21 protein-coding genes are annotated in these 25457 nt (G+C 58.9%); 5 read left to right on the forward strand and 16 right to left on the reverse strand.

Annotation, left to right across the window (positions count from 1 at the left end; genetic code table 11):
• Nucleotides 1-11: 11 nt before the first annotated feature.
• The 14 genes from rfbA to mtnA all read right to left on the reverse strand — a co-directional run bounded on the left by rfbA (nucleotide 12) and on the right by mtnA (nucleotide 16761).
• Nucleotides 12-902 carry a glucose-1-phosphate thymidylyltransferase RfbA gene (rfbA, locus tag AC1RO5_RS18305; protein WP_493176748.1) on the reverse strand — a complete coding sequence of 297 codons (891 nt, stop codon included), beginning with the start codon at nucleotides 900-902 and terminating at the stop codon, nucleotides 12-14.
• The gene (gene rfbD, locus AC1RO5_RS18310) at nucleotides 899-1792 is read right to left on the reverse strand and encodes a dTDP-4-dehydrorhamnose reductase (RefSeq protein ID WP_493176749.1); all 894 of its coding nucleotides are present in this window, start codon (nucleotides 1790-1792) and stop codon (nucleotides 899-901) included. Before rfbD ends, rfbA begins: the two co-directional genes overlap by 4 nt.
• Nucleotides 1789-2865 (reverse strand): dTDP-glucose 4,6-dehydratase, encoded by a 1077-nt coding sequence (rfbB, locus tag AC1RO5_RS18315; RefSeq protein ID WP_493176751.1) that lies wholly within the window; start codon nucleotides 2863-2865, stop codon nucleotides 1789-1791. Before rfbB ends, rfbD begins: the two co-directional genes overlap by 4 nt.
• Nucleotides 2866-3092: 227 nt before the next feature.
• Nucleotides 3093-3332, reverse strand: a complete 240-nt coding sequence (locus AC1RO5_RS18320) for a LapA family protein (RefSeq protein ID WP_493176753.1) — start codon at nucleotides 3330-3332, stop codon at nucleotides 3093-3095.
• Nucleotides 3333-3359: 27 nt separating this feature from the next.
• Nucleotides 3360-3656 (reverse strand): integration host factor subunit beta, encoded by a 297-nt coding sequence (gene ihfB, locus AC1RO5_RS18325; RefSeq protein ID WP_003369729.1) that lies wholly within the window; start codon nucleotides 3654-3656, stop codon nucleotides 3360-3362.
• A 150-nt stretch (nucleotides 3657-3806) separates the two neighbouring features.
• Nucleotides 3807-4085, reverse strand: a complete 279-nt coding sequence (locus tag AC1RO5_RS18330; protein WP_493176755.1) for a hypothetical protein — start codon at nucleotides 4083-4085, stop codon at nucleotides 3807-3809.
• Nucleotides 4086-4304: 219 nt separating this feature from the next.
• A complete protein-coding gene (rpsA, locus tag AC1RO5_RS18335) occupies nucleotides 4305-5999 on the reverse strand; it encodes a 30S ribosomal protein S1 (protein WP_007939922.1) in 1695 nt (564 codons plus the stop codon).
• 119 nt (nucleotides 6000-6118) lie between these two features.
• Nucleotides 6119-6808, reverse strand: a complete 690-nt coding sequence (gene cmk / locus AC1RO5_RS18340; protein WP_007939921.1) for a (d)CMP kinase — start codon at nucleotides 6806-6808, stop codon at nucleotides 6119-6121.
• Nucleotides 6805-9012, reverse strand: a complete 2208-nt coding sequence (locus tag AC1RO5_RS18345; protein WP_493176830.1) for a bifunctional prephenate dehydrogenase/3-phosphoshikimate 1-carboxyvinyltransferase — start codon at nucleotides 9010-9012, stop codon at nucleotides 6805-6807. The genes cmk and AC1RO5_RS18345 overlap by 4 nt, the downstream gene beginning before the upstream one ends.
• A gap of 28 nt (nucleotides 9013-9040) precedes the next feature.
• Complete coding sequence (gene hisC, locus AC1RO5_RS18350; protein ID WP_493176757.1) at nucleotides 9041-10153, reverse strand: histidinol-phosphate transaminase; 1113 nt, start codon at nucleotides 10151-10153, stop codon at nucleotides 9041-9043.
• A 12-nt stretch (nucleotides 10154-10165) separates the two neighbouring features.
• Nucleotides 10166-11260 carry a prephenate dehydratase gene (gene pheA / locus AC1RO5_RS18355; protein ID WP_007939916.1) on the reverse strand — a complete coding sequence of 365 codons (1095 nt, stop codon included), beginning with the start codon at nucleotides 11258-11260 and terminating at the stop codon, nucleotides 10166-10168.
• Nucleotides 11260-12345: a 3-phosphoserine/phosphohydroxythreonine transaminase gene (gene serC / locus AC1RO5_RS18360; RefSeq protein ID WP_019650495.1), complete on the reverse strand. Its 1086-nt coding sequence runs from the start codon at nucleotides 12343-12345 to the stop codon at nucleotides 11260-11262. Before serC ends, pheA begins: the two co-directional genes overlap by 1 nt.
• Nucleotides 12346-12564: 219 nt before the next feature.
• A complete protein-coding gene (gene gyrA / locus AC1RO5_RS18365; protein ID WP_493176759.1) occupies nucleotides 12565-15234 on the reverse strand; it encodes a DNA gyrase subunit A in 2670 nt (889 codons plus the stop codon).
• A gap of 450 nt (nucleotides 15235-15684) precedes the next feature.
• Complete coding sequence (gene mtnA, locus AC1RO5_RS18370; protein ID WP_493176761.1) at nucleotides 15685-16761, reverse strand: S-methyl-5-thioribose-1-phosphate isomerase; 1077 nt, start codon at nucleotides 16759-16761, stop codon at nucleotides 15685-15687.
• Nucleotides 16762-16869: 108 nt separating this feature from the next.
• On the opposite strand from mtnA, the gene AC1RO5_RS18375 reads away from it, so the two are divergent.
• The 5 genes from AC1RO5_RS18375 (at nucleotide 16870) to AC1RO5_RS18395 (ending at nucleotide 21874) form a co-directional block, all read left to right on the forward strand.
• Nucleotides 16870-18204, forward strand: coding sequence for a TRZ/ATZ family hydrolase (locus AC1RO5_RS18375; RefSeq protein WP_493176763.1), 1335 nt, complete (start codon nucleotides 16870-16872; stop codon nucleotides 18202-18204).
• Between the two features lie 71 nt (nucleotides 18205-18275).
• Entirely contained in the window at nucleotides 18276-18974 is a 699-nt protein-coding gene (ubiG, locus tag AC1RO5_RS18380; protein ID WP_019650491.1) for a bifunctional 2-polyprenyl-6-hydroxyphenol methylase/3-demethylubiquinol 3-O-methyltransferase UbiG, read from the forward strand.
• A 4-nt stretch (nucleotides 18975-18978) separates the two neighbouring features.
• Nucleotides 18979-19650, forward strand: coding sequence for an N-acetylmuramic acid 6-phosphate phosphatase MupP (mupP, locus tag AC1RO5_RS18385; RefSeq protein ID WP_007939908.1), 672 nt, complete (start codon nucleotides 18979-18981; stop codon nucleotides 19648-19650).
• Between the two features lie 181 nt (nucleotides 19651-19831).
• Nucleotides 19832-20572: a YciK family oxidoreductase gene (locus AC1RO5_RS18390; protein WP_007939907.1), complete on the forward strand. Its 741-nt coding sequence runs from the start codon at nucleotides 19832-19834 to the stop codon at nucleotides 20570-20572.
• Between the two features lie 375 nt (nucleotides 20573-20947).
• A complete protein-coding gene (locus tag AC1RO5_RS18395) occupies nucleotides 20948-21874 on the forward strand; it encodes a GGDEF domain-containing protein (protein ID WP_493176765.1) in 927 nt (308 codons plus the stop codon).
• Between the two features lie 109 nt (nucleotides 21875-21983).
• Here the strand turns inward: AC1RO5_RS18395 and AC1RO5_RS18400 are convergent, their stop codons facing one another.
• Nucleotides 21984-22745, reverse strand: coding sequence for an iron-containing redox enzyme family protein (locus AC1RO5_RS18400; RefSeq protein WP_493176767.1), 762 nt, complete (start codon nucleotides 22743-22745; stop codon nucleotides 21984-21986).
• Nucleotides 22746-22822: 77 nt separating this feature from the next.
• Nucleotides 22823-25282, reverse strand: a complete 2460-nt coding sequence (locus tag AC1RO5_RS18405) for an EAL domain-containing protein (protein ID WP_493176768.1) — start codon at nucleotides 25280-25282, stop codon at nucleotides 22823-22825.
• Nucleotides 25283-25457 lie beyond the last annotated feature (175 nt).

Consider the following 25457-nt stretch of genomic DNA (forward strand, 5'->3'; position numbering starts at 1 on the left):
AAGCTCTCGTCTTAGCGAGAAGGGGAATCCAGCAGCTTCTGCAGGTACTGACCATAGCCAGTCTTCTTCAGAGCATCAGCCTGAGTGCCCAGCTGCTCCGCACTAATCCAGCCATTGTGGTAAGCAATCTCTTCCAGGCAAGCCACTTTCAGTCCCTGACGCTGCTCGATGGTGTGCACGAAGTGACTGGCTTCCAGCAACGAATCATGAGTACCGGTATCCAGCCAGGCAAAACCACGGCCAAGCATTTCGACATTGAGAGTTTTCTGCTCGAGGTACGCACGGTTAACGTCGGTAATTTCCAGCTCACCACGTGCGGATGGCTTGATGTTCTTGGCGATCTCGACGACCTGGTTGTCGTAGAAGTACAGACCTGTCACCGCGTAGCTGGATTTTGGTTTCAGCGGCTTCTCTTCGATGCTCAAGGCACGGCCGGCAGCGTCGAACTCAACCACACCAAAACGCTCCGGATCCGACACGTGATAGCCGAATACGGTCGCGCCGCGCTCTTGCGAGCTGGCAGAACGCAGGTTGTCCGAGAAGTGCTGACCGTAAAAGATGTTGTCGCCCAGGATCAGGCAGCAAGGATCCTTGCCGATGAATTCTTCGCCAATGATGAAGGCTTGCGCAAGACCGTCCGGGCTAGGTTGCTCGGCGTAAGTCAGCTTGATGCCGTACAGACTGCCGTCACCCAACAATTTCTGGAAACATGGCAGGTCTTCAGGTGTGGAAATAATCAGGATTTCACGCATACCGGCGAGCATAAGCACCGACAGCGGGTAAAAGATCATCGGCTTGTCGTAGATCGGCAGCATCTGCTTGGACACACCAAGGGTCAACGGGTGCAGACGTGTGCCCGAGCCGCCAGCGAGGATGATGCCTTTACGATTTGTCGTGGTCATTTATTCAGGACTTCCATCAGCATTCGGGTGACACCACTTTGCCAATCCGGCAAGTGCAGAGAAAAGTTGTCGCGCAGCTTCTGAGTGTTCAACCGGGAATTCAGAGGGCGGCGCGCCGGTGTTGGGTAGGCGGTTGTGTCTATCGGATTGATCGCTGTAACAGCGAGCTCTTCGCCATTGGCCTTGGCAAAACCGATCACATGACTGGCATAGCCATGCCAGGACACTTCGCCAGCCGCCGCCAGGTGATACAGGCCCGCCAATTCAGGACGCTGCAGCACTTGCTGAATGGCCAACGCCGTCACGTCGGCGATCAAGTCGGCGCCGGTAGGGGCGCCGATTTGGTCGGCGATAACGCTCAAGGTCTCGCGATCCTTGGCCAGGCGCAGCATGGTCTTGGCAAAGTTGTTGCCGCGTGCGCCATAGACCCAACTGGTGCGGAAGATCAGATGCTTGCAGCCCGAGGCAACAATCGCTTGCTCGCCGGCCAGTTTGCTGGCGCCGTAGTGATTCACCGGCGCGACGGCATCTGTCTCTTGCCACGGCGTCAGGCCTTCACCGCTGAACACGTAATCGGTCGAGTAGTGAATCAGCCAAGCCCCCAGGGATGCAGCTTCTTCAGCCATGACCTGACTCGCCTGACCGTTCACACGGTCGGCCAGCTCAGCCTCGGATTCAGCTTTATCGACTGCGGTGTAGGCTGCTGCGTTGACGATGACGTCGGGTTTAACCTGACGGATCGTCGCGCGCAATGATTTGAGGTCAGACAGGTCGCCGCTCAAACCATCGACCAGATGACGGTCCAGGGCGATCAGTTCGCCAAGTGGCGCAAGGGAGCGTTGCAGCTCCCAGCCGACCTGGCCGTTTTTTCCCAACAGGAGAATTTTCATACTTTGTCCGAACGGTCCGTGTAGTTTTGGTCGATCCATTGCTGGTAGCTGCCGCTCTTCACGTGAGCCACCCACTCAGTGTTGTTCAGGTACCACTCGACAGTCTTGCGGATACCGGTTTCAAAGGTTTCTTCCGGCGTCCAGCCCAGCTCGCGCTGGATTTTGCTGGCGTCGATCGCGTAGCGCTGGTCGTGGCCCGGGCGATCCTGGACGTAGGTGATCAAGCTGGCGTGTGGACGATGAACGGAGTCCGGACGCAGCTCGTCGAGCAACGCACAAAGGGTATGCACCACTTCGATGTTTTGCTTCTCGTTATGGCCACCGATGTTGTAGGTCTCGCCGATCACGCCTTCGGTCACGACTTTGTAGAGTGCGCGGGCGTGGTCTTCGACGTAGAGCCAGTCACGAACCTGGTTGCCTTTGCCGTAGACCGGCAGCGGCTTGCCTTCCAGTGCATTGAGGATGATCAGCGGGATCAGTTTCTCAGGGAAGTGGCACGGACCGTAGTTGTTCGAGCAGTTGGTGACCAGGGTCGGCAGGCCGTAGGTACGGCTCCAGGCGCGAACCAGGTGATCGGAACTGGCCTTGCTGGCCGAGTACGGCGAACTTGGCTGATACGGCGTGGTTTCGGTGAAGAGGTCTTCCGGACCTTCAAGGTCTCCGTAGACTTCGTCGGTGGAAATATGGTGGAAGCGGAAGTTGGCTTTACGCGCATCGTCCAGTGCCGCCCAATAGTGGCGTGCAGCTTCCAGCAAGGTGTAAGTGCCGATGATGTTGGTCTGGATGAATTCAGACGGACCGGAGATTGAGCGGTCAACGTGGGACTCTGCGGCCAGGTGCATGATGGCATCCGGTTGGTGTTCACGCAGAACACGGTCCACTTGATCACGGTCGCAGATGTCGACGCGCTCGAACACATAGCGCGAGTTTTGGCTGACTTCGGCCAGCGACTCAAGGTTACCGGCATAAGTCAGTTTATCGACGTTAACGACAGAGTCGGCAGTGTTGGAGATGATATGACGAATGACTGCCGAGCCGATAAACCCGGCGCCGCCGGTTACTAGAATTTTCACGCGAAACCATACCCTTAAGTTGCTGACAGGGCCGCCAACTGCGCACTGTCTAATCCATGAATGCAAAAGCCATCAAGCTCGCCAAGGCTTCTGACAGAGTCAGTCTGAACCGATGTGGGAACACCCCTATCGGCCAAGCGCAGCATTTTACAGCTTAATGAAGGTTTTACTAATGGATATGGACAAGCTGCGACGCATATTCCACGCCCGCAACGGGTTTGTCGCAATCAGACAAGGCGCTTGCGTGAGGCTCTGGACGTACGCCCCAGAAACCAGCCGAGAACCGGCCCGATCACCATGCCGATCAGCAGCGCAATTACCATGATCAACGACACTGGCAACTGCGGGCTCGCCCAGCCCAGGAACAGCAGTGACATGGCCTGCTGATTCTCAAGAACGAACGCCAGGATTGCCAGAACAAGCAACAGGACAAATACAGCGAGGAGTACGCGCTTGAAGTTACGCATCAGCGGCTCCCTGGAGTGCAACAGCCGTCAAAGCCCTTCCTCCTCATCCTCGTTCACACGATCGCGCAGTTCTTTGCCTGGCTTGAAATGTGGAACGAACTTGCCGTCAAGGCTAACGGACTGACCGGTTTTTGGATTACGCCCCACGCGCGGAGCGCGATAGTGCAGTGAAAAGCTGCCAAAACCACGGATCTCGATTCGATCGCCAGTGGCCAGACATTGGGACATTTGCTCAAGCATGGTCTTGATGGCCAGCTCCACATCTTTGGATGAGAGTAGCCCTTGATGGGTGACAATTCGTTCGATCAACTCCGACTTCGTCATATTTTTCCCTTCTTTTTCAAGCAGCTAGATCAGCGCTTCAAAGGTTTTAGCATGCCCCGAGCAATTTGAACAGCCCGAGCATTGACATATCTTCCTCTGCAGCGAGATGCCCGATTTCAAGGCACCGGAACACTGATCGAACCCACACACTCACCTGCAGATAACCAGCATGGTGCGCGTCAGATAGCCCGCGGGATTGAAGCCGAAAGGGAATACATCTTCCTCCTTGGCGTCATCAGACCTCACGACAACTTTATAACCTGCCCCCTTACACTCCTTGGCCGCTCGCTTGTGACACCTCTCCCACCCCGAGCCCAATCCCGAACAATCGACCTCTATACCACTGACGCCGCGTATCGCATGAGTCTTGGCGCTGGTGGTACAACCTGCCAATGTCATTACTGCCATTACTACAATGAGCTTGTTCATTCACTTCCTTATGCCAGGCGCGCAGCGCTCGACAGTCGCTTGCTTCAGACTAAGCCTAGCCTTGAATAGACGATTGACCCACCTGAAGAAACAGACAGCCCATTCAAATCATTGGTTTCATGAATGAAACATTGCCGCACCCACACACCCTGGATTTGCCAAATTGCAGACACAAAAAAGGGCGACCGAAGTCGCCCTTTTTCTATGGTCTGACAGAACTCAGTTCTGTTTTTCCATTTGTGCACGCAACAGGTCGCCCAGAGTGGTAGGACCAGGAGCAGCGGTATCCGAAGCTGGCTTGTCGCGCAGGCTCTGGATTGCTTCTTTCTCTTCTTCAACGTCTTTCGACTTGATGGAGAGCTGGATTACACGGCTCTTGCGGTCAACGCTGATGATCTTGGCTTCTACTTCTTCGCCTTCTTTCAGAACGTTACGCGCGTCTTCAACGCGGTCACGGCTGATTTCGGAGGCTTTCAGAGTCGCTTCGATATCGTCGGCCAGAGTGATGATGGCGCCTTTGGCGTCAACTTCTTTCACGATGCCTTTAACGATGGCGCCTTTGTCGTTCTCTTGAACGTACTCGGAGAACGGATCGCTTTCCAGTTGCTTGATACCCAGGGAGATGCGCTCGCGCTCTGGGTCAACCGACAGGATAACGGTGTCCAGCTCGTCGCCTTTCTTGAAGCGGCGTACGGCTTCTTCGCCCACTTCGTTCCAGGAGATGTCGGACAGGTGAACCAGACCGTCGATGCCGCCGTCCAGACCAATGAAGATACCGAAATCGGTGATCGACTTGATGGTGCCGGAGATTTTATCGCCCTTGTTGAACTGGCCAGAGAAATCTTCCCATGGGTTCGATTTGCACTGTTTGATGCCGAGGGAGATACGACGACGCTCTTCGTCGATGTCCAGAACCATAACTTCCACTTCGTCGCCGACTTGTACGACTTTCGAAGGGTGGATGTTCTTGTTGGTCCAGTCCATTTCGGAAACGTGTACCAGACCTTCAACGCCTTCTTCCAGCTCAGCGAAGCAGCCGTAGTCGGTCAGGTTGGTTACACGAGCGGTAACGCGAGTGCTTTCTGGGTAACGGGCTTTGATAGCAACCCATGGATCTTCGCCCAGCTGCTTGAGGCCCAGGGAAACACGATTGCGCTCGCGATCGTACTTCAGAACCTTGACATCGATCTCGTCGCCAACGTTGACGATTTCGGAAGGATGCTTGATACGTTTCCAAGCCATGTCGGTAATGTGCAGCAGGCCATCGACGCCACCCAGATCGACGAATGCGCCGTAATCGGTGAGGTTCTTGACGATACCTTTGACTTGTTGGCCTTCCTGCAGGGATTCCAGCAGAGCTTCACGCTCGGCGGAGTTCTCGGCTTCGAGGACGCTGCGACGGGAAACGACAACGTTGTTGCGTTTCTGGTCGAGTTTGATGACCTTGAATTCCAGCTCTTTGCCTTCCAGGTGCGTGGTGTCGCGCACTGGACGGACGTCAACCAGAGAACCTGGCAGGAACGCACGGATGCCGTTAACGTCGACAGTGAAGCCGCCTTTAACCTTACCGTTGATAACGCCCTTGACCACTTCTTCGGCTGCGAAGGCTGCTTCCAGAACAATCCAGCATTCAGCGCGCTTGGCTTTTTCACGGGACAGCTTGGTTTCACCAAAGCCGTCTTCAACCGAGTCCAGAGCAACGTGAACTTCGTCACCGACGTTGATGTTCAGTTCGCCAGCGTCGTTGTAGAACTGCTCAAGCGGGATGAGTGCTTCAGACTTCAGGCCAGCGTGAACGGTTACCCAGCGAGCCTGGTAATCGATATCAACGATAACACCGGTGATGATGGAGCCTGCCTGAAGGTTCAGGGTTTTTAGGCTTTCTTCAAAGAGTTCCGCAAAGCTTTCGCTCATTTTAATTCCTGTTGATGAGGGCGAAGAATACGCCCATCTCCACATCCCAGACGATGTGGGTTAGTTTCATTTAAAAGAAGCACCGCAGGACTATGACTGGTCCCCCGCGGCCCTCTTGGTCACCCGGCGATATCGCGGATGGCGATCTCGCTCATGATGCGTTCCAGCACCTGATCGATGGATAATTCCGTGGAATCCAGCTGTATGGCGTCAGCCGCCGGTTTGAGCGGGGCTACCGCTCGCTGGGTGTCACGCTCATCGCGCGCACGTATCTCATCTAGCAGACTCGACAGACTAACACCATCGACTTTGCCCTTCAACTGCAAGTAACGTCGGCGCGCACGCTCTTCGGCACTGGCAGTGAGGAAAATCTTCAAGGGCGCGTCGGGAAATACCACCGTACCCATGTCGCGACCATCGGCCACCAGACCCGGCGCCTCCTGAAAAGCCCGCTGACGCTGCAGCAACGCCTCGCGAACCGCGGGCAACGCGGCGACCTGCGAGGCACCCGAGCCGACACTTTCGGTACGGATCACATCGCTGACTTCATCGCCTTCCAGAATAATGCGCTGCAACTGACCGTCGGTCGCCGCGATGAACTGCACATCCAGATGAGCGGCGAGCTTCTTGAGCAATTCTTCATTGGTCAGGTCGACGCCATGGTTATGCGCCGCGAAAGCCAGCAATCGATAAAGTGCACCGGAATCCAGCAGGTTCCAGCCCAGGCGCTTGGCCAGAATCCCGGCGACAGTACCTTTGCCAGAGCCGCTTGGCCCATCAATAGTGATGACCGGTGCGATGCTGATCACGACTGAGCCTCTTGTGCAACACGGATACCGACCTGCGCGCACAGCGCGAGGAAGTTCGGGAACGAGGTCGCGACGTTGGCGCAATCATGGATGCGGATCGGCGCAGTGGCGCGCAGTGAAGCCACGCTGAAGGCCATGGCAATCCGGTGATCGCCGTGACCGTGCACTTCGCCGCCGCCGATCTGGCCGCCGTCGATGATGAGGCCGTCCGGAGTGGGCTCGCACTTGACGCCCAGCGCCAGCAGACCGTCCGCCATAACCTGGATCCGGTCCGATTCCTTCACGCGCAGCTCTTCGGCACCGCGCAGCACTGTGCGACCTTCGGCACAGGCAGCCGCCACGAACAGTACCGGGAACTCGTCGATGGCCAATGGAACCAGCGCTTCAGGAATCTCGATACCTTTGAGTTTAGCTGCCCGTACGCGCAGGTCGGCTACCGGCTCGCCACCGACTTCACGCTGGTTTTCCAGAGTGATGTCAGCGCCCATCAGGCGCAGGATGTCGATTACGCCGGTACGAGTCGGGTTGATGCCGACGTGCTCGAGCACCAGCTCCGAACCTTCGGCAATCGACGCCGCCACCAGGAAGAACGCCGACGACGAGATATCGCCCGGCACTTCAATGTGGGTCGCGGTCAACTTGTGGCCGGACTCGACCGAGGCGGTCGCGCCGCTGACGGTCACTGGGTAGCCGAAGCCACGCAGCATGCGCTCGGTGTGGTCGCGAGTCGGTGCCGGCTCGGTGACCGTGGTCTTGCCTTCGGCATACAGACCCGCCAGCAGCAGGCAGGATTTAACCTGGGCGCTGGCCATCGGCATGGTGTAAGTCAGACCCTTGAGCTTGTTGCCGCCACGAATGGTCATCGGTGGACGACCGTCAGCGGCGGTCTCGATCACGGCGCCCATTTCACGCAGCGGATTGGCCACGCGATTCATCGGACGCTTGGACAACGAAGCGTCGCCGGTCAGGGTGCTGTCGAAGCTCTGCGCAGCCAACAGGCCAGACAGCAGACGCATCGAAGTGCCGGAGTTACCCAGATAGATCGGGCCCGGCGCAGGCTTCAGGCCATGCAGGCCGACGCCGTGAATGGTCACACGACCATGGTGCGGACCTTCGATGACGACGCCCATGTCGCGGAAAGCTTGCAGGGTCGCCAGGGCGTCTTCGCCCTCGAGGAAACCTTCCACTTCGGTGACGCCTTCAGCCAGGGAACCGAGCATGATCGAGCGGTGGGAAATCGATTTGTCGCCCGGTACACGAATCCGCCCAGTCAGGCGGCCACCAGGTTGTGCCAGGAAAATCAGATCGTTGGAATTCATAGCGTCCACATAGGCCCGGCGGGCCAGGATTTTACTGAAATGCTCGCGGGCAACCCGGGCGCGAGTGAACACGCCCAACAATTGGTGCCCATCCCCTGCATCGACCGCGTCGCGCAAGGCGTCGAGGTCGCTGCGAAATGTATCGAGTGTGCGCAGGACAGCTTCGCGGTTGGCGAGGAAGATGTCGTGCCACATGACCGGGTCGCTACCGGCGATTCTTGTGAAATCGCGGAAACCGCCCGCAGCGTAACGGAAGATCTCAAGATTTTCATTGCGTTTGGCCAACGAATCGACCAAACCGAACGCCAGCAAGTGCGGCAAATGGCTGGTCGCCGCCAACACTTCGTCATGACGCTCGACTTGCATGTGCTCGACGTCGGCACCCAATTCGCGCCACAACCGGTCGACCACCGCCAGCGCAGCCGGATCGGTCTGATCCAGCGGAGTCAGAATCACTTTATGGCGACGGAACAGGTCGGCATTGGAGGCTTCCACCCCGCTCTGCTCGGAACCGGCAATCGGATGCCCCGGCACGAAACGCGCCGGCATGCCGCCAAACGCCTCGGTCGCCGCACGCACCACATTGCCTTTGGCACTGCCGACGTCGGTCAGAATCGCCTGCCCCAGGTCCATACCCGCTAATAGCGCGAGCAGTTTCTCCATGGCCAGGATCGGTACCGCCAACTGAATCACGTCAGCGCCCTGGCAAGCCGCCATCAGGTCTTCTTCGCAGCGATCCACCACACCCAACTCGACCGCCAGCTTGCGCGACTGCGGATCGAGATCGACCCCGACCACTTCGCGACACAGACCGCTTTCACGCAGGCCTTTGGCAAACGAACCGCCGATCAACCCCAGACCGACCACCACCAGGCGACCGATCATAGGTTCAGCAGATTGCAGTGCAGTGACATCAACCACGAGCCATAACCTTGGTCAGCGCCTCGAGGAAGCGGCTGTTTTCCGCTGGCAAACCTATGGTGATGCGCAGGTGGTTTGGCATGCCGTAGTTGGCCACCGGACGCACGATCACGCCTTCACGCAGCAACCCCTGGAACACCGGGGCAGCAACGCGACCCAGATCGACACAGATGAAGTTGCCTTTGGATGGAATCCAGCTCAGCCCCAACTCACGGAAACCTGCCTCAAGCTGCTGCATGCCGGACTGGTTCAGGCGACGGCTTTCAGCCAGGTACTCGACGTCTTGCAGCGCAGCACAAGCGGCGGCCAGTGCGAGGCTGTTGACGTTGAACGGCTGACGCACGCGATTGAGCACATCGGCAACGATGGCCGAGGACAAACCGTAGCCGACCCGCAGCGACGCCAGACCATAGGCCTTGGAGAAGGTGCGCGAGACCAGCAGGTTCGGATAGGCCGCCAGATAGTCCAGGCCATCCGGCAAGTCGCTGCCTTCGGCGTACTCGATGTAGGCCTCGTCCAGCACCACCAGCACATGAGCCGGCACGTCCTGCAGGAACTCATCCAGCGCCTCGGCGCTGAACCAGGTCCCGGTCGGGTTATTCGGGTTGGCGATAAACACCACACGGGTATCGGCATCGATCGCGGCCAGCATGGCCGACAGATCATGACCCCAATCTTTGGCCGGGATCACTTTTGCCTGGGCGCCAACGGCCTGGGTCACGATCGGATAGACCGCAAACGCATGCTCGCTGAACACCGCGTTCAGGCCCGGTGCCAGATAGGCACGCGCCACCAGCTCCAGAATGTCGTTGGAGCCGTTGCCCAGCGTCACCTGGCTCAGCTCGACGCGGCACTGATCGGCCAGCAGGGTCTTGAGCGCGAAACCGTTGCCGTCCGGATAGCGGGTCAGCTCGGCCAGCGCTTCGCGAATCGCCGCCAGCGCCTTGGGACTGGCGCCCAGCGGGTTTTCGTTGCTCGCCAGTTTGACGATGCTGGCCGGATCGAGGTTCAGCTCACGAGCCAGTTCGTCCACGGGCTTGCCCGGAACGTAAGGCGAAAGTTGTTGCACGCCCGGCTGTGCCAGAGCGAGGAAGTTGCCACTCATTTGCTACCGCCCTTAGAGAACTGCTTTCGGGTAGGAACCCAGCACTTTGAGTGCCACTGCTTCCTGACTGATCTTTTCCAGCACACCTTTGACCAGCGGGTCGCGGTGATGGCCGACGAAGTCGATGAAGAACACGTAGGTCCATTTACCGCTGCGCGACGGACGGGTCTCGATCCGCGTCAGGTCGATGCCATTGTCGTGGAACGGCACCAGCAATTCGTGGAGAGCGCCGGGTTTGTTGCTCATGGAAACAATGATCGAGGTCTTGTCGTCGCCGGTCGGCGGCACTTCCTGGTTGCCGATCATCAGGAATCGCGTGGAGTTGTCCGGGCGATCCTCGATTTTCTCGGCCAGACGGGTCAACCCGTAGAGGCCGGCAGCCATGTCGCCGGCAATCGCCGCCGAGTTCCACTCACCCTTGACCCGCTTGGCCGCTTCAGCGTTGCTGGACACCGCCACGCGCTCGACATTCGGGTAATGGGCATCCAGCCACTTGCGGCACTGGGCCAGGGACTGGGCGTGGGAATAGATGCGACTGATGCTGTCGGTCTTGGTGTTTTCGCCAACCAACAGGTGGTGGTGAATGCGCAGCTCGACTTCGCCACAGATCACCATGTCGTGTTCGAGGAAGCTGTCGAGGGTGTGGTTGACCGCGCCTTCGGTGGAGTTCTCCACCGGGACCACGCCAAAGTTCACCGCACCGGCCGCCACTTCACGGAACACTTCGTCGATCGCCGCCATTGGCTTGCTGATCACCGCGTGACCGAAGTGTTTCATGGCCGCAGCCTGAGTGAAGGTACCTTCAGGGCCGAGGTAAGCCACTTTCAGCGGCTGTTCAAGGGCCAGGCACGAGGACATGATTTCGCGGAACAGCCGCGCCATCTCTTCGTTGCCCAGCGGCCCCTGGTTGCGCTCCATGACACGCTTGAGCACCTGAGCTTCGCGCTCAGGACGATAGAACACCGGCACTTCACCTTCGGCCAGCGAGGCCATCTTTACTCGCGCAACTTCCTGGGCGCAGCGTGCGCGCTCACTGATCAGCTCCAGGACCTTTTCGTCCAGGGCGTCAATGCGCAGGCGCAGTGCCTTGAGTTCTTGCTCAGACATTAGCCGTGTTCCTTCTCGAACTCTGCCATGTACGAAACCAGTGCGTTGACCGCAACGATATCGACGGCGTTATAGATGGAGGCACGCATGCCGCCCACGGAACGGTGACCCTTGAGGTTCAGCAGGCCGCGTTCGTCGGCACCCGCCAGGAACGGCTTGTCGAGACGATCGTCGGCCAGACGGAACGGCACGTTCATCCACGAGCGGTCAGGCTTGTTGATCGGGTTGCTATACAAGCCGCTGGCGTCGATGAAGTCGTACAGCGTGCGCTGCTTCACTTCATTGAGTTTGCCGATGGCTTCGACGCCGCCCTGCTCTTTCAGCCACTCGAACACCAGACCGGACAAGTACCAGGCCAGGGTCGGCGGCGTGTTGTACATCGAGCCGTTGTCGGCCGCGACCTTGTAGTTAAGCATGGTCGGGCAGATGGAACGGGCGTTACCCAGCAGGTCTTCGCGAACGATGTTCACGACGATGCCGCTCGGGCCGATGTTTTTCTGGGCGCCGGCGTAGATCATGCCGAAACGCGAGACGTCCACCGGGCGCGAAAGAATGTCCGAGGACATGTCGGCGACCAGCGGCACATCACCGGTTTCCGGGATCCACTGGAATTCCAGGCCGCCAATGGTTTCGTTCGGCGCGTAGTGAACGTAGGCCGCATCTTTCGACAGGTTCCATTCGTTCTGACCAGGCACAGCGAAATAGTCGTAAGGCTTGGCGGTCGCGGCAACGTTGACGTGGCCGTAGCGCGAAGCTTCTTCGATCGCTTTCTGCGACCAGATACCGGTGTCGATATAGTCGGCGGTGCCGTTTTCCGGCAACAGGTTCAGCGGAATCTGAGCAAATTGCTGGCTCGCGCCACCTTGCAGAAACAGCACTTTATAGTTCGAGGGGATATTCAGCAGATCACGCAGATCCTGCTCGGCCTTGGTGGCAATGGACACGAACTCATCGCTGCGATGACTCATTTCCATAACCGACAGGCCCTTGCCGTGCCAATCAAGGAGTTCAGCCTGGGCGCGCTTCAGGACAGCTTCGGGAAGCGCCGCAGGACCGGCACAGAAGTTATAGGCTCTCTTGCTCACATCCAATCTCGCTCTGATTTGGTGGTATCACGCAATAAATCTGTAGGAGCTGTCGAGCAGAGCGAGGCTGCGATCTTTTAGTGCTGAGCGAAAGCAAGAGCCAGATCAAGAGATCGCAGCCTCGCTTCGCTCGACAGCTCCTACATTAAAAACAATTCCATAGCTTCTGGAGGACAAACAACAAGGGGGCGAATCTTCATCCGCCCCCTGCTTGCCCGCTTACTCCTGCGGCTCTTCGTCGGCGGCGGCGTCGAGTTGCTGGTCTTCGGCAACATCGTCGATCACGACTTCACCTTCGAACACTGCACCCTCTTCACCTTCAAGCCCTTCGCCTTCCAGCTCTTCGCCTTCGACTTCCGACGGCTCCTGAACCCGCTCCAGGCCCACCAGCGTTTCATCGTTGGCCAGCTTGATCAGGGTCACGCCCTGGGTGTTACGACCCAGGCTGGACACTTCGTCGACGCGGGTACGAACCAACGTACCCTGGTCGGAAATCAGCATGATTTCCTCGCCGTCGAGCACCTGGACCGCGCCGACCAGACGGCCGTTACGCTCGTTGCTGACCATGGCGATAACGCCCTGACCGCCACGCTTGTACTCAGGGAACTCGGTGATCGCGGTGCGCTTGCCGAAACCACGCGCCGAAGCGGTGAGGATCTGGCTGCCTTCTTCCGGGATCAGCATGGAAATCAGCTTCTGGCCTTCCGGCAGACGCATGCCGCGGACACCGCGAGCAGTACGGCCCATGGCGCGAACGTCGGTTTCCTTGAAGCGAGTCACCTTGCCACCGTCGGAGAACAGCATGACTTCGCGCTCGCCATCGGTAATGGCGGCAGAGATCAGCACGTCGCCTTCATCCAGCTCCAGCGCGATCAGACCGACGCTGCGTTGACGGCTGAAGGATTCCAGCGGGGTCTTCTTCACGGTGCCTTTAGCGGTGGCCATGAAGATGAAGTGACCTTCGGTGTACTCCTCGACCGGCAGCATGGTGGTGATGTATTCATCACTGTCCAGCGGCAGCAGGTTGACCAGCGGACGACCACGGGCAGCGCGGGACGCTTCCGGAATTTCATAGGTTTTCAGCCAGTACACTTTGCCTTTGCTGGAGAACAGCAGCAGCGTGGTGTGGCTGTTGGCGACCAGCAGGTGAGCGATGTAGTCCTCATCCTTCACGCCGGTAGCCGATTTACCTTTACCGCCACGACGCTGAGCCTGGTACGCCGCCAGCGGCTGAGTCTTGGCGTAGCCACCGTGGGAAATGGTCACGACGCGCTCTTCTTCCGGGATCATGTCACCCAGGGTCAGGTCGAGACGGGCATCGAGAATCTCGGTGCGACGCACATCGCCGTATTCGGCACGGATCACTTCCAGCTCTTCGCGGATCACTTCCATCAGGCGCGTGGCGCTGTTGAGGATGCGGATCAGCTCGCCGATCTGGTTGAGGATCTCTTGATACTCGGCCAGCAGCTTTTCGTGTTCCAGACCGGTCAGACGGTGCAGACGCAGTTCCAGAATGGCTTGCGCCTGCTCTGGCGACAGGAAGTACTTGCCGTCGCGCAGACCGTATTGCGGATCGAGGTTTTCCGGACGGCACGAATCGGCACCGGCACGTTCGACCATCGCGACCACCGCGGAGGATTCCCACGGCGTGCTGATCAGCGCTTCCTTGGCTTCCGACGGGGTCGGCGAAGCCTTGATCAGGGCGATGACCGGGTCGATGTTCGACAGGGCAACCGCTTGACCTTCCAGGATGTGGCCACGTTCGCGCGCTTTACGCAGTTCGAACACGGTACGGCGGGTCACGACTTCACGACGGTGACGAACGAAGGCTTCCAGCAGATCCTTGAGGTTGAGGATCCGCGGACGACCGTCGATCAACGCAACGATGTTGATACCGAACACGCTTTGCAGCTGAGTCTGGGCGTAGAGGTTGTTGAGGATCACCTCAGGCACTTCGCCGCGACGCAGCTCGATCACGACGCGCATACCGTCCTTGTCGGACTCGTCGCGCAGCTCGGTGATGCCTTCGAGCTTCTTCTCTTTGACCAGCTCGGCGATCTTCTCGATCAGACGCGCCTTGTTCAGCTGGTAAGGGAGTTCGGTGATGACGATCTGCTGACGACCACCGACCTTGTCGATGTCTTCGATCATCGAGCGGGCACGCATGTAAATGCGCCCGCGACCGGTGCGGTAGGCTTCGATGATGCCGGCGCGACCGTTGATGATCGCGGCGGTCGGGAAGTCCGGACCGGGGATGTACTGCATCAGTTCATCGACGGTCAATTCAGGGTTGTCGATGAGTGCCAGGCAACCGTCGATGACTTCACCGAGGTTGTGCGGCGGAATGTTGGTCGCCATGCCCACGGCGATACCGCTGGAGCCGTTGACCAGCAGGTTGGGGATCTTGGTCGGCATGACCGCAGGGATCATTTCGGTGCCGTCGTAGTTCGGCACCCAGTCCACGGTTTCTTTATGCAGGTCAGCCAGCAGCTCGTGCGCCAGTTTGGTCATGCGCACTTCGGTGTATCGCATGGCCGCGGCGTTGTCGCCGTCCACCGAACCGAAGTTGCCCTGGCCGTCCACCAGCAGGTAACGCAGCGAGAATGGCTGCGCCATCCGAACGATGGTGTCGTACACCGCGGTATCACCATGAGGGTGATACTTACCGATCACGTCACCGACAACACGGGCAGATTTCTTGTACGGCTTGTTGAAGTCGTTGCCCAGCTCGCTCATCGCGAACAGCACACGCCGGTGCACGGGCTTCAAGCCGTCGCGCGCATCCGGCAGTGCCCGCCCGACAATTACGCTCATCGCGTAGTCGAGGTAGGACTGCTTCAGCTCGTCTTCGATATTGACCGGGAGGATTTCTTTGGCCAGTTCGCCCATGAGAAGCCTGATTCCTTTTTCTGGTGAAACTTCGTCACATCCATATGGGACGAACGAAGCTCGCCGATGCAGACTGAGTGCCATGCACCGACTTACGACAAATCAACGAGTTATGCCATGGATCTGCGCAGTAAAGGCAGCCACATCAGGCTACCCTGGAAACCGCCGGATGTTATCACAAGAGCCGCCACGCACCTATCCCCCTGATGCGCATGGAGCATAGTTAGTTGACCGGTGACAGGCTTGAAAGGGACGAGAGGGGCTTAGAGGGATCATCAAGCTCGATTCGCACGCCAAATGTAGCTATCAGGCAAGGTAGATCGCGTCATCGTTCTTCGCGGGCAAGCCTCGCTCCTACAGGTGCTGTGCCGGTCGCGAAAATGGCGAACAACACGGATCCGTAGGAGCGAGGCTTGCCCGCGAAGGCGATTTATCAGGCAAAACAGATCATCAATGCAGGCGTTTGCGGCACATCAACTGGGCCATTTTTGCGGTGTCCGGACGCTCGACGATGCCTTTTTCGGTGACGATCGCGTCGATCAGGTCGGCCGGAGTCACGTCGAACACCGGGTTGAACGCTTCCACATCCGCCCCCACCCGCTTGCCGCCAACTTCCAGCAACTCGCGGCCATCGCGCTCTTCGATAGGAATCTCGTCGCCACTGGCCAGGTTCATGTCGATGGTAGAACTCGGCGCTACCACCATGAAGCGCACGCCGTGGTGCATGGCATTGACCGCCAGTTGGTAGGTACCGATCTTGTTCGCCACATCACCATTGGCGGTGATCCGGTCGGCACCGACGATCACCCAGGTCACACCCTTGGTTTTCATGATGTGCGCGGCGGCGGAGTCGACATTGAGGGTCACCGGAATGCCTTCATTGGCCAATTCCCATGCGGTCAATCGCGAACCTTGCAGCCATGGCCGGGTTTCGTCGGCGTAGACGCGCTCGACCATACCTTCAATGAACGCCCCGCGAATCACCCCCAGCGCCGTGCCGAAACCACCGGTGGCCAGTGCACCGGTGTTGCAATGCGTGAGGATCGCCTGGGCGTTGCCCTGATGCTTGCGAATCAGGTCGACACCCAGCTGGGCCATGGTCAGGTTGGCTTCGCGATCACTTTCGTGGATGGCGATGGCTTCGGCTTCCAGCACCGACAGCGGATCGGTGTGCTCCTTCAGGCGCTCAAGCCGCTCACGCATCCGGCCCAACGCCCAGAACAGGTTGACCGCGGTCGGACGGGAGTCGGCCAGCAGCGCGAAATCCTCTTCCAGCGCGGCCTGCCAGTCGCCACCCTCGGCAAATCGGGCGCGAGCCGCCAGCACCACGCCATAGGCAGCGCTGATGCCAATGGCCGGCGCACCGCGCACCACCATCGAGCGAATGGCTTCGGCCACACCCGCGGCGCTGGTGTAGGCGATCCAGGTTTCCTCGAACGGCAAAATACGCTGATCCAGCAGGTACAGTGCGCCATCACGCCAATCGATGGCCTTCACCTTCTCCGCAGCCAACAGTCGATCGCGCATCCCACACCCCGCACTCATGAACAAAAGCCGCCGATTATAGCGATCCCCCCGCGAAGACGCTCGGGTATACTTCGCCATCCTTTATAAAAGCACTGGAACCGACTCTCGATGCCGACCCCCACCGCTGCGCTCGACCTATTATTGCTGCCGACCTGGCTGGTACCCGTCGAACCGGCTGGCGTGGTCCTTAAAGAGCATGCCTTGGGCATCCGCGACGGTCGTATCGTGTTTATCGGCCCACGCGCAGCAGCCTTGAAGCTTAACGCAAGCGAAGTGCGCGAATTGCCGGGCATGCTGCTCAGCCCCGGCCTGATCAATGCCCACGGCCACGCGGCAATGACGCTGTTCCGCGGCCTGGCCGACGATCTGCCGCTGATGACCTGGCTGGAAAAGCACATCTGGCCGGCCGAAGCCAAATGGGTCGACGAGGCTTTCGTACGCGACGGCACGGACCTGGCCATCGCCGAGCAGATCAAAGGTGGCATCACCTGCTTCTCTGACATGTATTTCTTCCCGAAGGTCGCCAGCGAACGCGTACATAACAGCGGCATTCGCGCCCAGATCGCCATTCCGATCCTCGATTTCCCGATTCCAGGCGCCAGCACCGCGGATGAAGCCATTCGTCAGGGCGTCGAATTATTCGGCGATCTCAAGCATCACGAACGGATCAAAGTCACCTTCGGCCCCCATGCCCCGTACACCGTGGGCGACGAAAACCTGGAAAAAATCCGGGTGATCGCCGAAGAGCTGGACGCCTCGATTCACATGCACGTCCACGAAACCGCCTTCGAAGTGCAGCAGTCGGTGGAGCAGCGCGGCGAACGTCCACTGGCCCGCCTCGGCCGCCTGGGCCTGCTCGGGCCGCGCTTCCAAGCCGTTCACATGACCCAGATCAGCGATGAAGACCTGGCGCTGCTGGTAGAAAGTAACACCAATGTGATTCATTGCCCCGAGTCGAACCTGAAGCTGGCCAGCGGTTTCTGCCCGGTCGAGCGCTTGTGGCAGGCCGGGGTGAATGTGGCGGTCGGCACCGATGGCGCGGCCAGCAATAATGACCTGGACCTGCTTGGTGAAACCCGCACCGCCGCTTTGCTGGCCAAGGCTGTCGCCGGCTCGGCCACCGCGCTGGACGCCCATCGCGCCCTGCGCATGGCCACGCTCAATGGCGCCCGTGCGCTGGGAATCGAAGCGCAAACCGGCTCGCTGGAAGTCGGCAAGGCGGCAGACATCGTCGCATTCGACCTGTCGGGCCTGGCGCAGCAACCGGTCTACGACCCGGTTTCGCAACTGATCTATGCCACTGGCCGCGACTGCGTGAAACACCTTTGGGTCGCCGGCAAGCAACTGCTCGACGACCGCCGCCTGACCCGCCTGGATGAAGCGCAACTGTGCGCCACCGCCAAGGCCTGGGGCAGGCGCATCAGCGGCCACACCGAATCGTAAGCACCGAATTGCAAGCACCTTGGACCAAAACCGGGGCAACAGAATTTTTCAAGTTTTAGAGGACTGACACCATGAGCAACGTCGACCACGCCGAAATCGCCAAATTCGAAGCCCTGGCCCATCGCTGGTGGGACCGCGAAAGCGAGTTCAAACCGCTGCACGACATCAACCCGCTGCGGGTCAACTGGATCGACGAACGCGTCAATCTGGCCGGCAAGAAAGTCCTCGACGTCGGTTGCGGCGGCGGCATCCTCAGCGAAGCCATGGCCCAGCGCGGGGCCACCGTTATGGGCATCGACATGGGCGAAGCGCCGCTGGCGGTCGCGCAATTGCATCAGCTGGAATCCGGCGTAAACGTCGAGTACCGGCAGATCACCGCCGAAGCCCTAGCCGAAGAAATGCCTGAGCAATTCGACGTGGTCACCTGCCTGGAAATGCTCGAACACGTGCCGGATCCGTCCTCGGTGATTCGCGCCTGCTTCCGCATGGTCAAACCCGGCGGCCAGGTGTTCTTCTCCACCATCAACCGCAACCCGAAGGCCTATCTGTTCGCCATCGTCGGCGCCGAATACATCATGAAGTTGCTGCCGCGCGGCACTCACGACTTCAAGAAGTTCATCCGCCCTTCCGAACTCGGTGCCTGGAGCCGCATGGCCGGCCTGACCGTCAAGGACATCATCGGCCTGACGTACAACCCGCTGACCAAGCACTACAAACTGGCAGCCGATGTCGACGTCAACTACATGATCCAGACCCTGCGCGAGGAGTAAGCCGATGCGTATCAGAGCAGTTCTTTTCGACATGGACGGCACTCTGCTCGACACCGCGCCGGACTTCATCGCCATCTGCCAGGCGATGCGTGCTGACCGTGGTTTGCCGCCGATGAACGACAAACACATCCGTGACGAGATCTCCGGCGGCGCCAGGGCGATGGTCGCTGTGACGTTCTCCATGGACCCGGAATCGCCAGGCTTCGAGGAGCTGCGCCTGGAGTTTCTGGAGCGCTACGTCAAAGGTTGCGCGGTGCACAGCAAGCTCTTCGATGGCATGGGCGAATTGCTGGCCGACATCGAGAAAGCCAACCTGATCTGGGGCGTGGTCACCAACAAGCCGCTGCGCTTCGCCGAGCCGATCATGCAGCAACTGGGGCTGGCCGAGCGTTCGGCGCTGCTGATCTGCCCGGATCATGTGAAGAACAGCAAACCGGACCCGGAGCCGTTGATCCTGGCGTGCAAGATGCTCGACCTCGACCCGGCCAGTGTGCTGTTTGTCGGCGATGACCTGCGCGATATCGAATCCGGGCGTGATGCCGGCACCAAGACAGCCGCCGTGACCTATGGCTATATTCACCCGGACGATAACCCGCGGCATTGGGGCGCGGATGTGGTGGTCGATCATCCGCTGGAGTTGCGCCAGGTGCTGGATAGCGCTTTGTGCAGTTGCTGATTACAGAGGCTTTTGTGGCGAGGGAGCTTGCTCCCGCTGGGCTGCGAAGCGGCCCCTTTTATTATCGCGCAGTGTCAGGTGTGTCGCATTTGCAGGTTTACGACTGCTTCGCAGCCGAGCGGGAGCAAGCTCCCTCGCCACAAATACGATGCCTGCCTGTTGAATTGTGTTGAGGTTTTTTATGTTTGATTATTCCGCCCGTCCTGAATTGCTCAAGGACCGGGTCATCCTGGTCACCGGCGCTGGCCGAGGCATCGGTGCTGCCGCTGCGAAAACCTACGCCGCGCATGGCGCCACCGTATTGCTGCTGGGCAAGACCGAAGCCAATCTGACTCAGGTCTACGACGAAATCGAAGCAGCCGGGCATCCACAGCCGGTGGTGATCCCGTTCAATCTGGAAACCGCCCTGCCCCATCAATACGATGAACTGGCGGCCATGATCGAAACCGAATTCGGCCACCTCGACGGTTTGCTGCACAACGCGTCAATCATTGGTCCACGCACACCGATCGAGCAGTTGTCCGGCGAGAACTTCATGCGTGTGATGCAGGTCAACGTCAACGCCATGTTCATGCTCACCAGCACCCTGCTGCCGCTGCTCAAGTTGTCGCAGGACGCCTCGGTGGTGTTCACCTCCAGCAGCGTCGGTCGCAAGGGTCGTGCGTATTGGGGCGCTTACGGCGTGTCCAAGTTCGCCACCGAAGGCCTGATGCAAACCCTGGCCGACGAAGTAGACACCGTGGCACCCGTGCGCTCCAACAGCATCAACCCAGGCGCCACCCGCACCAGCATGCGTGCTCAGGCCTACCCTGGGGAAAATCCGCTGAACAACCCGACACCCGAGGAGATCATGCCGGTCTACCTTTACCTGATGGGGCCGGACAGTACCGGCATCAATGGCCAGGCGTTCGACGCTCAGTAATGCCCGTGCGTCGCTTTTGTGCCGCGACGGCTTCCCGTCGCGGCACGCAAAGCCAGTGATAACTGCCACTGTTTCAAGTCAAATAAATGTCAACGCCCCCGGCACCATCCTTCGTAAAACCCTCAACTCTATTGATTTAGAACGCTTTTTAGCCGACTGAACTGAATGGCACGACTTTCGCTCTAATTTTGCTCAGACAACGCCGTGTGAAAGCAGACGGGGCGGAGCGTGAGCCGAGAGGTTACTAATCTTCGGCAAAGCGGACTAAACTCGTGCCAAATGTCCTACGGGACTGATGGACCAGTATGACGCGCAGCCCAAAGCCGCTCTCACCCAGCCTGTAAGACAGTCTTACTGTTTAGGGGCTCACGCCATATGAAATCGCCTTCCCAGACCAACGCAATTGACTTCGACAGCGCCAAATTGCAACGCCTGGGCTTTGGTCAGCAGCCTCCCCTTCTGGAGCGGCCCGTCAGTCTTGCGCAGTTGCGTCAGGAGCTGGGCCTGCAACTGCAAACCAGTCTTGAGCCGCAACGCATTCTCGGACTTTTCTTCCGTGAAATTCAGCGCCTTGTACCGCTGGATGCCTTGAATTATGAGCATCAGCCCAGCGACTTGCGCCTGCAGTTCGGCCAGCGAGGTCATCATTCGATCAGCTACAGCCTCAGTCATGAAGGCGAGCAATTGGGTGAACTGGTGTTCCGTCGCAATCAGCGTTTCAGCGATGAAGAGCAAGGCCATCTGGAATCGCTGTTATCAGCGCTTCTCTACCCGATGCGCAATGCCCTGCTCTACCGTGCCGCCACCCAAAGCGCCTTGCGCGACCCGCTGACCGACACGGGCAATCGCATCGCGATGGATCAGACGCTGCAACGGGAAGTCGAGATGTCGCGCCGACACTCGCAGCCCCTGTCGCTGCTGATGCTGGACATCGATCACTTCAAACAGATCAACGACACCTACGGGCACAGCGCCGGCGATGAAGTGCTCAAGGCCGTCGCAGCCTCGATCAAAAGCCAGTTGCGTAACGTGGACATGGTGTTCCGGTTTGGAGGCGAAGAATTCATGATCCTGCTGTCCAACACCAGCCGGGAAGCCGCGGCCATGGTCGGCGAACGACTGCGGTTTGCTGCGCAAGCTCAGGACTATGTGGCCGAAGGCAAGACTATCGAACTGACGGTCAGCCTGGGTTGCTCGACCCTGCTGCCCGGCGAGTCTGCCGACAGCCTGTTACGACGGGCCGACAGTGCGCTGTATGTGGCCAAGCGCGAGGGGCGTAACCGGTTGACGATGGCAGGGTAATTCGAAACTCAAGTGTTCCTGGAGAGATCGCAGCCTTCGGCAGCTCCTACGGATAGCGGTCTGTCATGACACTCCGCCGACCGTAGGAGCTGCCGTAGGCTGCGATTTTTTAGCTTTCGGCCAACGCCATCCGCTCACGGGCTACCGGAGCTTTCGCTGCCAACTCCAACTGCATGCAACGTTCCAGGAACAGGTACATGTAGTCGTAACTTTTGCAGACCGCCTGGCGCAATTCCACCTGCAGGGATCTGCTCGGGTTCAGCCCTGCCAGGGTGCAAATGATTTCCAGCGCTTCCCAAGGATGGGCATCGTCGTACTGGGCGTGCATCTTCAACCACTTCATGGCCCGCTTGCGATCTTCCTCGGGGAACGATGCCGCGTAGACGCCACTGGAGCAGACCAGTGCCGACCATTCCCCGGTCGCACCCTCGATGGCGTAGTTGGTGGCGGCGATGGCCACGATCAGCGAGTCCGACGAACTGGTGTGCCAGCACCAGTGGCTCAAGGCGTGAAGTTCAGGGGCAACCTGTTGCGCCTGCAGATCTTCCAGGCTGATACCGTGAGCACGGCTCCAGTGCACCCAGTAATCGGCATGGTTCAGTTCGACGCGAATATTGCGCATCAGCCAGCGACGCGCCATGTCTTCGCCAGGGTGGCGTGCAAAACGGGTCTTGGCCAGGTTCTGTGCCATGTATAAGGCGAACTGTTCGACCACCGGCCAGCCACCAATGAGGTACTGACGCATGGTTTTTGCGCTGAGCTTGTTATCGCGCATACGCTGATACAGTTCGTGTTGGACAACCCGGCGCTTGCTCTCACTGCAATCCTGAATCAATTGCTGAGCCCAGGCGGGGTAACTTGCAGCTTCCATGAGGGGGCCGGTTCTGTTGAATGTGTCGATCACTGTCGCGCTCCTTTTGATTGTGATTTCAAGATCGACAGGAGCTTTCAACGGAATGTGCCGGGCGCCTTGAATAACAAAGGCCGGGGTCTGGCAGGACGACTTTGTAAACTGTCGCAGGTAAACAGATGCGGGCGTTCAATCAGATACCCTTGAGCGTAATCCACCCCGATCTCCAGCAATGCCTGCTCGATCTGAGGTGTTTCAACGAACTCGGCAATCGTGCGCTTACCCATGACATGCCCGATGTGATTGATCACTTCGACCATGGCGCGGTTAATCGGGTCGTCCAGCATATCCTTTACGAAACTCCCGTCGATCTTCAGGAAGTCTACAGGTAAATGTTTCAGGTAAGCGAATGAGGACATACCGGCACAGAAGTCATCTAATGAGAAGTGGCAACCTAAGCCTTTGAGTTCATTAATAAATCTAATTGCGCTAGGCAAATTGGAAATCGCGCTGGTTTCTGTAATTTCAAAACAAATCATTTCAGGTGAAATTGAATATGCAACAAACTGTTCACGAAGGAAGTCCAGAAACGCCTCATCTCCGATAGTAATACCTGACAGATTTATCGCACACATGGCCAGCGGCCCTTCGCCCTCCTGGGCGATGGCCCGGGCAATGACCTTGAAAACGTTCTCCACCACCCAGCGGTCAAGCGACGTCATCAAACCATAACGCTCGGCGGCCGGAATGAAACTGTCCGGCAGAATCATGCGCCCGGCTTCGTCATGCAGGCGCAGCAGGATTTCGATATGTCCGCCGTCCCGCTCGCCAGGGCCCAGAGGCGCGATTTCCTGGGAGTACAGGCAAAAGCGGTCCTCCTCCAACGCCATGTGCAGGCGCTGCACCCAGGCCATCTCGCCATAGCGCAGGGACAGCTCCGAATCGTCGGCGTGATAGACCTGAACCCGGTTGCGGCCCTTTTCCTTGGCCATGTAACAGGCCATATCCGCGGCTCGCAGCGAGGCCTCGAGGGTGGCCGGACTCTGAGTGACGTGCACCAGACCAATGCTCACCGTGGTCACGAACGGCCGGCCTTTCCAGACAAAATGCAGGTTCTGCACAGTCTGGCGCAGGACTTCGGCGATTTTCTCGGCGGCTTCCGGCGCACAGTTTTCCAACAGAATGCCGAACTCATCGCCACCCAATCGGGCCAAGGTGTCGCCTTCTCGCAAACCTGATTGCAGCAACGCACAAATATGCCGCAACAACTCATCGCCGGCAGCGTGACCGCAGGTGTCGTTGACCAGTTTGAATTGATCCAGATCGAGGAACATCAAGGCGTGGCGCCCCGCTTGTCGCGTCAGGCCGTGCAGGGCCTGTTCCAGGCGATATTCAAACTCGCGGCGGTTGGCCAGCCCGGTCAAGGCGTCATGGGTCGCCTGCCAGGACAGATTGGCGATGTACTGCCGCTCCTGGGTCATGTCATGCAGCACCAGCACGGTGCCACTGACCTTGCCCGCGTTGCGGATCGGCGCACCGACCAGGGTCACCGAAACCGTGCTGCCATCCAGTCGCTGGATCAGTTTGGAATGTTCGCTGCCGCCGCTGAGCTGGCCGCTCAAAATGTGCTCGATCAAGGTAAAACCGTCGGCCTGGGCGTTCTCGTCCAGCAGATTGAACAGCGCCGCCAATGGCAACCCCGTTGCCTGCTCGGCTTTCCAGTGAGTCAAGGCCTCGGCGGCCGGGTTCATGTAGGCAATCGCTCCCTCGACGTCGGTGGTGATCACCCCGTCGCCAATCGATTGCAGGGTGATCTGCGCCCGGTCTTTCTCCAACTGCAAGGCATCGGCGAAGGCATGGCGCTGCTCGAGCAGCTTTTGGGTACGCAGCAAGGCCAGCACGATCAGGCCCAGCGCGGTCGCGAGGTTCGTCGCCAGCAGCAACCGGAGAATCATGCGCGAGCCCTCGCCCAAGGCATCGCTGAACGCTTTGGCAGGGGGCGTCACGCCATCGTTGATGGCCAAAATCTGCGCCTTCCAGCGCTTGATGTCGGCATCGGAGGCCTGGCTATCGACGATACCCTGATGCATTTCCCGCGCGACGTCATCGAGCCGCACCAGGTACGCGTCACCGACTGTCCAGAGTTCGATGGCTTTTTCCAGGTAACTGATGTGCCGGAAATTGAGGTACAGCCAAATCAGGCTGGGGACGTCGTCCGGGTGATTGCCGCCCTTGAGGATCGCGAGCCGCGCGGCCTCGATATTCGGTGGCTGATGATCCAGCGCCATACGCAACTCATGGCCGCCCTGAGGCACGGCAATCGCGGTCTGGTATTTGAGAAAAATCGTCTCGTCGCGACTGTCGGCGTAGAGATTAAGGTAATAGATGGCGTCTTTCTGGCCCTTGGACCACAGGCTCTCACCGCCGACGTAGCCACGAACCGCCGAAAGAACGTAAAGACTGACGCCGCCCAACAGTGCCTGAAACAACACAACGGCGATAAATGGCCAGACGATGCCCAACAGCCGTGGCGTTCCGAGAGTCCGCGCTTGATTCATGAGGTCCCTTGTTTTAGCACTGCCAGATCATCATCCAACGTGATCGCTACAGCTAGACTAGGGTGCGATCTCGAAACCGGCAAGCAGAGGATCGACCTCTATGCCGTACACGTGCGCCCCAAATAGATATATACCGCCAAGGCCAGTCTGGAGATCTGTTTACTGGGCACTTCGG

The organism is Pseudomonas sp. GW822-FHT02G04 (assembly GCF_058802085.1).

Excerpts from the sequence above, each read along its gene's own strand:
- rfbA (WP_493176748.1), bottom strand. The coding sequence starts at position 902 with ATGACCACGACAAATCGTAAAGGCATCATCCTCGCTGGCGGCTCGGGC.
- rfbD (WP_493176749.1), bottom strand. The coding sequence starts at position 1,792 with ATGAAAATTCTCCTGTTGGGAAAAAACGGCCAGGTCGGCTGGGAGCTG.
- AC1RO5_RS18320 (WP_493176753.1), bottom strand. The coding sequence starts at position 3,332 with ATGCGTAACTTCAAGCGCGTACTCCTCGCTGTATTTGTCCTGTTGCTT.
- ihfB (WP_003369729.1), bottom strand. The coding sequence starts at position 3,656 with ATGACGAAGTCGGAGTTGATCGAACGAATTGTCACCCATCAAGGGCTA.
- AC1RO5_RS18330 (WP_493176755.1), bottom strand. The coding sequence starts at position 4,085 with ATGAACAAGCTCATTGTAGTAATGGCAGTAATGACATTGGCAGGTTGT.
- rpsA (WP_007939922.1), bottom strand. The coding sequence starts at position 5,999 with ATGAGCGAAAGCTTTGCGGAACTCTTTGAAGAAAGCCTAAAAACCCTG.
- AC1RO5_RS18345 (WP_493176830.1), bottom strand. The coding sequence starts at position 9,012 with ATGATCGGTCGCCTGGTGGTGGTCGGTCTGGGGTTGATCGGCGGTTCG.
- hisC (WP_493176757.1), bottom strand. The coding sequence starts at position 10,153 with ATGAGTGGCAACTTCCTCGCTCTGGCACAGCCGGGCGTGCAACAACTT.
- pheA (WP_007939916.1), bottom strand. The coding sequence starts at position 11,260 with ATGTCTGAGCAAGAACTCAAGGCACTGCGCCTGCGCATTGACGCCCTG.
- gyrA (WP_493176759.1), bottom strand. The coding sequence starts at position 15,234 with ATGGGCGAACTGGCCAAAGAAATCCTCCCGGTCAATATCGAAGACGAG.
- mtnA (WP_493176761.1), bottom strand. The coding sequence starts at position 16,761 with ATGCGCGATCGACTGTTGGCTGCGGAGAAGGTGAAGGCCATCGATTGG.
- AC1RO5_RS18375 (WP_493176763.1), top strand. The coding sequence starts at position 16,870 with ATGCCGACCCCCACCGCTGCGCTCGACCTATTATTGCTGCCGACCTGG.
- ubiG (WP_019650491.1), top strand. The coding sequence starts at position 18,276 with ATGAGCAACGTCGACCACGCCGAAATCGCCAAATTCGAAGCCCTGGCC.
- mupP (WP_007939908.1), top strand. The coding sequence starts at position 18,979 with ATGCGTATCAGAGCAGTTCTTTTCGACATGGACGGCACTCTGCTCGAC.
- AC1RO5_RS18390 (WP_007939907.1), top strand. The coding sequence starts at position 19,832 with ATGTTTGATTATTCCGCCCGTCCTGAATTGCTCAAGGACCGGGTCATC.
- AC1RO5_RS18395 (WP_493176765.1), top strand. The coding sequence starts at position 20,948 with ATGAAATCGCCTTCCCAGACCAACGCAATTGACTTCGACAGCGCCAAA.
- AC1RO5_RS18400 (WP_493176767.1), bottom strand. The coding sequence starts at position 22,745 with ATGGAAGCTGCAAGTTACCCCGCCTGGGCTCAGCAATTGATTCAGGAT.
- AC1RO5_RS18405 (WP_493176768.1), bottom strand. The coding sequence starts at position 25,282 with ATGAATCAAGCGCGGACTCTCGGAACGCCACGGCTGTTGGGCATCGTC.